Source organism: Limosilactobacillus reuteri subsp. porcinus (assembly GCF_036621895.1).
GTDB lineage: Bacteria > Bacillota > Bacilli > Lactobacillales > Lactobacillaceae > Limosilactobacillus > Limosilactobacillus reuteri_J.
Genome location: NZ_LN887499.1, coordinates 478 through 8357 on the forward strand (window position 1 = coordinate 478; position 7880 = coordinate 8357).

The 7880-nt window shown below is 39.8% G+C and carries 7 protein-coding genes; 1 reads left to right on the forward strand and 6 read right to left on the reverse strand.

Going from position 1 to position 7880, the window contains the following annotated elements; translation table 11 throughout:
- Positions 1-107 precede the first annotated feature (107 nt).
- The 5 genes from AACL61_RS09720 to guaA all read right to left on the reverse strand — a co-directional run bounded on the left by AACL61_RS09720 (position 108) and on the right by guaA (position 5008).
- Positions 108-404 (reverse strand): hypothetical protein, encoded by a 297-nt coding sequence (locus tag AACL61_RS09720; RefSeq protein WP_109975977.1) that lies wholly within the window; start codon positions 402-404, stop codon positions 108-110.
- Positions 404-1036, reverse strand: a complete 633-nt coding sequence (locus AACL61_RS09725; protein ID WP_339111316.1) for a hypothetical protein — start codon at positions 1034-1036, stop codon at positions 404-406. Before AACL61_RS09725 ends, AACL61_RS09720 begins: the two co-directional genes overlap by 1 nt.
- A gap of 1 nt (position 1037) precedes the next feature.
- Positions 1038-2177 (reverse strand): relaxase family protein, encoded by a 1140-nt coding sequence (locus AACL61_RS09730; protein ID WP_339111317.1) that lies wholly within the window; start codon positions 2175-2177, stop codon positions 1038-1040.
- A gap of 22 nt (positions 2178-2199) precedes the next feature.
- The gene (mobC, locus tag AACL61_RS09735) at positions 2200-2790 is read right to left on the reverse strand and encodes a plasmid mobilization relaxosome protein MobC (RefSeq protein WP_102816362.1); all 591 of its coding nucleotides are present in this window, start codon (positions 2788-2790) and stop codon (positions 2200-2202) included.
- Between the two features lie 664 nt (positions 2791-3454).
- Positions 3455-5008 carry a glutamine-hydrolyzing GMP synthase gene (gene guaA / locus AACL61_RS09740; protein WP_339111318.1) on the reverse strand — a complete coding sequence of 518 codons (1554 nt, stop codon included), beginning with the start codon at positions 5006-5008 and terminating at the stop codon, positions 3455-3457.
- Between the two features lie 514 nt (positions 5009-5522).
- Between guaA and AACL61_RS09745 the strand changes: the two genes are divergently transcribed.
- Positions 5523-6713, forward strand: coding sequence for an ATP-binding protein (locus AACL61_RS09745; protein ID WP_339111319.1), 1191 nt, complete (start codon positions 5523-5525; stop codon positions 6711-6713).
- On the opposite strand, the gene coaA is transcribed toward AACL61_RS09745, so the two are convergent.
- Positions 6710-7633, reverse strand: coding sequence for a type I pantothenate kinase (gene coaA / locus AACL61_RS09750; RefSeq protein ID WP_339111320.1), 924 nt, complete (start codon positions 7631-7633; stop codon positions 6710-6712). The two genes, AACL61_RS09745 and coaA, sit on opposite strands and share 4 nt — an antisense overlap.
- Between the last annotated feature and the right edge of the window lie 247 nt (positions 7634-7880).

Sequence of the window (7880 nt, forward strand, 5' to 3'; positions counted from 1 at the left end):
ATTGTTGAATATAATATATTCTGATTACGCTTATATTATAGCATGGTTTAGCGACTTTGACGACCGTCTAGCTTTAGGGCTAGGCGGTTTTCTGCTTTAAAGCATGACTATAATTCCAAGCCGCCGTCCTTTTCCTTAGTTGCTTTTGCCCTCTTATTTCGGTTTACTTGCTTCTGCTGTTGTAACTCTTCTTTCCGTTTTGCTGCTAACAACCGCGCTCGTTGTCGCTTCTTCTGATATAGCCGTGCTGCTTCTAATTGCTTATTATGTAGTTCAAGCTGTCGAACGCGTTTCTTTTCGCGGGCAGTTTGAGTGTTCACAACTCTCCATGTTGGAATTTTCTTTGGCTTTTCAAGCAGTTCATCAAGCTGCTCATCACTCATTAAGCTAACATCAAATGACATTAATCCCAATCTCCCTTCTTATAAATTTTCCAATCCATTACTCCACAAATAATTATGCCAAGTGGTGCTACTATCAACTTTTGCCATCCAGGCGTAACAGCTACAACTGCCACCAAGATAACTAATTCAATGCCAAACATAACAAGGAAGGTCATAAAATTTTCTAGCATGGTAGCAATTTGTCTCACTGATTGTTGACTAGCTTTGGCGCTAAGTTTTGCACTTGCACTGGCTTCTTCAGCACTCTCACGTTCTTTGGTAAAGTCTTGGCTCACGGCCGTCTTGATAATTTCATCAACCGATAATCCTGTATCCTTCTTTAGTTGCTGGTAAACGTCATTAGTAACTTCTTCTGTATGGTGAGTAATCCCGTTACGCATAGCCAAGATTAAGTTACGCATCGTTGGTACTAACCGATTATTAACTGCTTGAGTATAATTCTCCAAATATTTACTAGCTTGGTCCAAGTCGGCTACTTTAGCAATACATTCTTGGGTCTTCTGATCCAAGTTCTGTTCGCGTAAGTTAATATCAGCCTCAAGCCCACTAATTTTCTGGTCCATCGCGTCAACACGGCCGACCAGCCCATCTGAATAACCAATGGCTCGGGCATCAGCTACTGCTTTAACCACTTTAGAGCTCTGGTCCTTCAGCTGTTCTTTTAGTGTTTGCTTGCTTTCGTCGAGCTTGTTGCTCAAGCTGTCGACGTTCTTCGACACTCGATTGACGTCGCCTTGCTTTGCTGACTCGTCGATGAGATAGTCTAGCTTTTCCGCGAGATCTCTGTTTCTGCTCTTCAGCCTTGGCGGCTTCACTTCGTTGTCGGTTGAGTTGGTTGAGTCGCTGTTGTCTAGCAGTTCTGATTCGAGCATCTCTTGCCATCGTTTTGATTTTTTCGAATTCTTCATCTTTTGATTGTCGTCGTTCATTAGTATCTTCCTCCACTTCTTTCTGCTTAAAGTAACCTGTTAAATAACTTTTAGTAAACGTTTGGCCCAAACCGCGAGTTGACAAAACTTCACCATTTTGTTTATCTACTCGTTGATAAAAGTCACGAACTTTGTATGACTTACCATGAACTGTTTGATGGTAAGTCCAGGCGCTTCCCTTCTGGCGTTCAGTCACGGTTATTCCAGCATCGTTTAAGCGCCGGATAAACTCCTTAAGTGAGTTTACTTCGCACCTAACTTGTGCGATTATCTTCTTTAAATTCTGTTGCCATTCAGATCGTGTTGTTAAATTATTAACATCTTGTCTTTCTTGTTGGTTATGTATTGGATTAGTCCATCTGTGACCTGTAACAAATTGGTAGTTATTGATCATTTCACGGTCAAAGCTGGATCGTAGTTTATGTATGTTGAAACGATTAGTTGGAATTGTTCGACCATTTGACTTGATGGTATTAAAAACAACATGTGCGTGTAGTTTTCCACCTTCGCTGTCTGCTTGAATTGCAATTATAGACTGTGCATCGGCAAAATGCTGATGAATAAAGTGCTGAACCAGCACCAATGCTTGTTTAGCTTGTAGGTTAAGATCTGAAGTGTCAAATTCATCTTCTGAGAAAGAAATAATTAAAGTTTGCGCTTGATACTTTCGTTTGGGATTGTGGGCTCTTTTTAGGTTAGCCTTAAATTGTTTTTCCAAGTACACGCCATTTTGCGTTGCCGAAATATCGCCATTAGGGTTATGCAACAGTTTAATGTTAAATCCCGTACTTGCTAGCACCCGCTGCGACGTCTTTTGGTAACTATGTGGCGGTTCTTGGAACAAATACTGTAGCCTGCCGTAACTACTACGACATGAGTGAGTTTCCAGGACTGACAACGGTGCCACCAGCTTTCTGATTTGACGATCCAGTGTCATTCTTAAGGTTGATGATCTCTTGTTGCAATTCAACCAAAACACGACTATTTTCGACTAGCTGCTTAGCAACCCACCGCCATAAGTCGTCATCGGTTAAATCGTCATCTTCTTGTTCGGCTTGTTGCTTTGCAGCATTCAAAACATGCGCAATCTGGTTAAGATTATTCCCCGATTTCGTAATTGTATACATAATAGCTTGGAGCTGTTGCTGAATATCGGCATATTGATCACGCACAATAGACAACTCTGATGACGATTTAGTGTTCGTCAATCCGTACAGTGCTTGAACTAGTGGTAACCGTCCTTGGTCATTCAGTTGTTGTACTAAGGCCGTTACAGCATCACGGTTGTCGTTATGCCAGTCATTCTTAGCTTTCATTAGCATCTTTTCATCCTGAATCATTTGCCGCATTGCTTTAGAGTTGCCCGCAACGCCAAATTCACGTTTCACTTCTTCAAAGTCCGCAAGTTCATTTTCACTTAATCGGGCTTGAATCAATTTATTCTTTAATGGTTCCATCCATTCTTGACCTCCTCAGTTTGCCTGACGGCAAAAGAAATTTTCAGTCTTCACGTGCTCGTGACAACGACTGACTAAATTCCTCATTTCGTCGGGTTCGTTTGTTTTTTGTATTGGTCTAGACCAATTATTCAACTATATTATAATACAAGAACAAACGAACTTGCAAGCAATTAAGTTCGTAATATCAAACAAGTTTGTAATACGTAACTAATGCTTGGAGGGGGGCCTTGCTAGCTCCCCTTCACCCCGCCGAGCGATCAGATATTACATTCGAAAATGAGTACCTTGAGATTGCATTCAAGGTCATTTCGAGATTTCACATCTGATTTACTTATGTTTTCGTCATAAGTAACAACACCGACCAGCTGTACTTGCCAACTGGACCAACAATTTCTTTTTGAATCACCAAAAAGAAACAAAAAATGACTGCCTAGCTATTTAAAGACAAGGTAGTCACGTTAATAAATACTATTCTAGTAGAAAAATAAAGGAACTAGTCGCAGTAAACATGCTCTAGTTCCTTTTGTGTTACCTAATCATCGAAATAGAATCACAGTAGAAAAACGGTAGACAACTTTACTTAAACCTGTATTTTCTACTAAGATCTAGCCTCTACAAATGCCGTCAAATTAGGATTCCCAATTCATATTGTTCTATTAAATTATTCGTACTCGATCGTCGAAGGTGGCTTACTCGTAACATCATAAAGAATGCGGTTAACGTGGTCGACTTCATTTACGATTCGGACTGAGATCTTTTGAAGAATATCCCATGGAATCTTAGCGAAATCGGCTGTCATCCCATCAATTGAGGTAACGGCCCGGATAGCAACTGCATAGTCATATGTCCGGCCATCACCCATGACACCAACTGAACGAATACCTGGTAAGACAGTAAAGTATTGCCAAATTTTTTCATCAAGACCTGCTTTTTTGATTTCTTCACGAAGGATTGCATCACTTTCACGAACAATTTCAAGCTTTTCAGGAGTAATTTCACCAATAACACGAATTCCAAGACCTGGACCTGGGAATGGTTGACGCCATACTAATTCATGTGGAATTCCAAGTTTTTCACCGAGTTCACGGGTTTCATCCTTAAAGAGCTTGCGTAATGGTTCAATTAACTTGAAACCGAGCTTCTTTGGCAAACCACCAACGTTATGGTGAGACTTAATTGTCTGGGCGGTGTCTGTTCCAGATTCAATTACGTCCGTATAAAGCGTACCTTGAGCTAAGAAATCAGCATCTTTAATCTTCTTGGCCTCTTCGTTAAAGACTTCGATAAATTCCTTACCGATAATCTTCCGCTTTTGTTCTGGATCGGTAACACCTTCAAGCTTACCTAAGAAGCGATCTGCTGCGTCAACCTTAATAATGTTAACACCAAGGTCGCGACTCAACGCATCCATCACTTGGTCAGCTTCGTTCTTCCGTAACAATCCGTGGTCAACAAAGATACAAGTAAGTTGATCGCCAATTGCCTTATGAATCAAAACGGCGGTAACACTGGAATCAACCCCACCAGAAAGACCTAAGATAACCTTCTTATCACCGACTTCTTTGCGGATTTCATCAATCTGCATATCGATGAAGTCATCCATCGTCCAGTTTGCTTTAGCGCCACAAACATCAAAAGCAAAGCGGCGTAAAATGTCTAATCCGTATTCGGAATTACGAACTTCAGTGTGGAATTGAACACCATAGAATTTACGGTCATTATCAGCAATCGATGCGATTGGACAGTTCTTGCTAGTAGCAGTAACTTCAAATCCAACTGGGGCTTGAGTTACTAAATCACCATGACTCATCCATACATATTGCTTCTTTGGCAAACCTTTGAATAATACAGCCTCGTCATCAAGTGCTTCAATATCTGCTCGTCCATATTCGGAGTTATCAGCTTTTTCAACTTTTCCGCCAAGGTCGTATGACATTAATTGCATTCCATAACAAATACCTAGAATCGGGATACCAAGCTTAAAGATTTCTGGATCGACCTTGAATGCGTTTGGATCATAAACACTATTAGGACCACCAGAGAAGATGATCCCTTTAGGATTAATCTCTTTGATCTCGTCTGCGGTTAACTTGTGAGAAAGCAATTCGGAATAAATACCGAAATCACGAAGCCGACGAGTAATCAATTGATTGTATTGGCTACCAAAATCCAAGACAATGATCTTATCAAACGCATCTAAATTGATGTTTGCCACAATGACACTTCCTTTGTTCAAATTTTTATTCTTAAAGGCTAGTTTACAGGCTGAACATGGCATGGTCAATGATTATTTAATATTCCATAACAAAAAAGACGGGAGCTAAATTTTCTCACGCCTTTTTCGTTAGATGGAATTTTATTGAGGATATTTAATTAGTGTTCTAAATCAATATTTAATAGACGTAATTCTTCATCAACTGCTTGTGCCTCAAGTGTTTTAGTATCTTTATCAGTTTTTATCATTTCGACAGCCTCCTCATCTCATTTAATCTGTATCCTTCTTAAGTGGTCTGTGAGTAATTGTCAATAAAAATGAGTCATAAATATCACGTGCAACCGTTTTGAACATTGATACATTAGGATTAAAAAGATTTATTTTTTACTTTTACTAGATGTTTTAACTAGATTTTCTAATGCAGGATTTGTAATCCATTCCAAATTCGGTTGATTTGAATGCGCTTTCTGCATTTGATAAAATTTAGTTAGTTATTTTTTACTTGAGGTGCAATATGTTTATTCGGACAAAATATCTTAACCAACTAATAAACAGCATGAACCAGTCAACAATTAAGATTCTTGTTGGCGTTCGGCGGTGTGGTAAAACGACTATTCTTGACCAGTTTCGGGCAACTCTCCGGCGTCAAGAAATTTCCTCAAGTCAAATTCAAGTGATCAACTTTGAATATCTCCTAGAAAACGAATTATGCAATCCAGAATATCTCTTACAATTTATCCTTGATCGGCTTAGTAAACACCAGATGAATTATATCTTCCTCGATGAAGTTGAAGTGGTTCCCCAGTTTGCCCGCGTTGTAAATGCCCTAAATTCACTCTCCAATACTGATATCTATATTACAAGTTCCAACAAAACCATTTTGGAGAAAGAAAATCTTCAACAAATGGTTCCTTATACTATCATCCCCGTTTTCCCTTGCAGTTTCCGTGAATACATAAAAAGGAACCACCAAGAAGCTGATTCCCAAACGTTGTATCAATATTTAAATGAGGGCGGTTTTCCCTATACTCACGAAATTCACGATCCAATCAACCTCCGCAATTATGTGAATGGGATCATCAACACGATTATTATTACCGATTTCACCCAACAAGCGACCCTTTGCAATCCAGGCCTAACTAAGCAACTTGCCCATCACTTAGCTCATCATGCTGGGACCACACAAAATATCTCCCAGATTGTCGATAGTCTTAAACGTCACCACATCACTACTTCCAATAAGACAGTCGATTTTTATTTACAGTTCTTACAGACGTCCTTTATCTTTTACCCATGCAAAGAATATGATTTTTCCCGTCGCCACGTCAAAAGCACCAACATTCGTTATTATCCGGTAGATCCCAGTATTCGTCAGGCGCTCACACTAAAAAAGAATGTCCTTTCTCAACGAATCCTTGAAAATATCGTCTTTATTGACTTGTTGAGCCAAGGCTATCAAGTATATAGCGGCCGTATCAAAGATAATGAGATTACCTTTGTCGCAATCAAAAATGATATCTTTACCTGTATTCAAATTGCTTATTCGCTTGCTGATGATGGCGCCTATCGTCGGGCGATCAGCGGATTACGGCAACTTTCCGCAAAATATAAAAAGCTTTTAATTACAGTAAAACCAGCGCTCAATTACGCTGGTTTAGATCCTGATATTGAAATCATTGACTTATATAGTTGGCTAACCAATTAACCCCGTCGCAAGTAAAGCTTATCCACGACATGGCCAGTAGTTTTGTGTAAAATTACGTCAGCACGACTCTTAGTTGGCAGGATAAACTCTCGTAAATTAGGAAGGTCGACACGTTGCCAAACATCTTTTGCCATTTTAAATGCTTCTTGGCGGTCACCCTTCGAATAAGGATAGTAATAGTTTGACGGATCAGTAAAGGCTGTATCTAACAGCATCCCAAATCGTTGAAGATACCAATGCTTAATCAGGTCCGGATCTGCGTCAACGTACAATGACCAGTCAAAGTAATCACTGACATATAGTTGCTGGTTACTTGGCAATTGCAACGTGTTGATCCCTTCTACAATTAATATATCTGGACGATCAATTACCAAGGGTTTATCCAGCTGAACATCATAAACTTGATGGGAGTATGTAGGCGCCTTGACAACTGGTTCCCCTGCCTTAACATCATTAAGAAACTGGAGGAGCCTTTCCATGTCATATGATTCAGGGAAGCCTTTCCGATCCATGATCCCCCGCCGTTTTAATTCTGCATTAGGATATAAGAACCCATCCGTTGTCATTAATTCTACCCGCTTATCCGGCAGCATCTTATTTAGTAAGATACTAATCAGCCGAGCGATGGTGCTCTTCCCAACTGCAACCGAACCCGCAATCCCAATAATATATGGAATGCGCATCGTGGAACGCTGTAAAAAGTTTGCCTTTTGCATCTGCCATTCCAAAAAGTTCTGGTAGCGCAGTTGAATTAATTTTATTAGCGGCAAATATACATCCTGCACATCCTCAATTGAAATTCGGTCATTCAACGATTTAATTTCATCCAAGTTGCCTTGGGTTAACCGCACCGAATCAGTTGGGAAAAAGCCGTGCCATGTTTGCCGATCAAATTGTTCGTAGTTCATCCATTCATCCATTATGCAAAATCCTTTATTTCACCCGTTAATGAAAACGGTTACTCACGTTTAATAGTAACATATTATAAACATAATTAAAGCTCAATCTAGCTTGTGAACACCTAAACATTTTACCAGATAATTAGCGCAACGCAACTGTTCGATATAAGAAAAGGAGACTAGTATTTTTACTGGCCTCCTTTTGCATTAATGTCTTTAGACCTGGTTGAGTGCGCGAGCAGAGCGAGTGCACGAAACAAAAAACCAC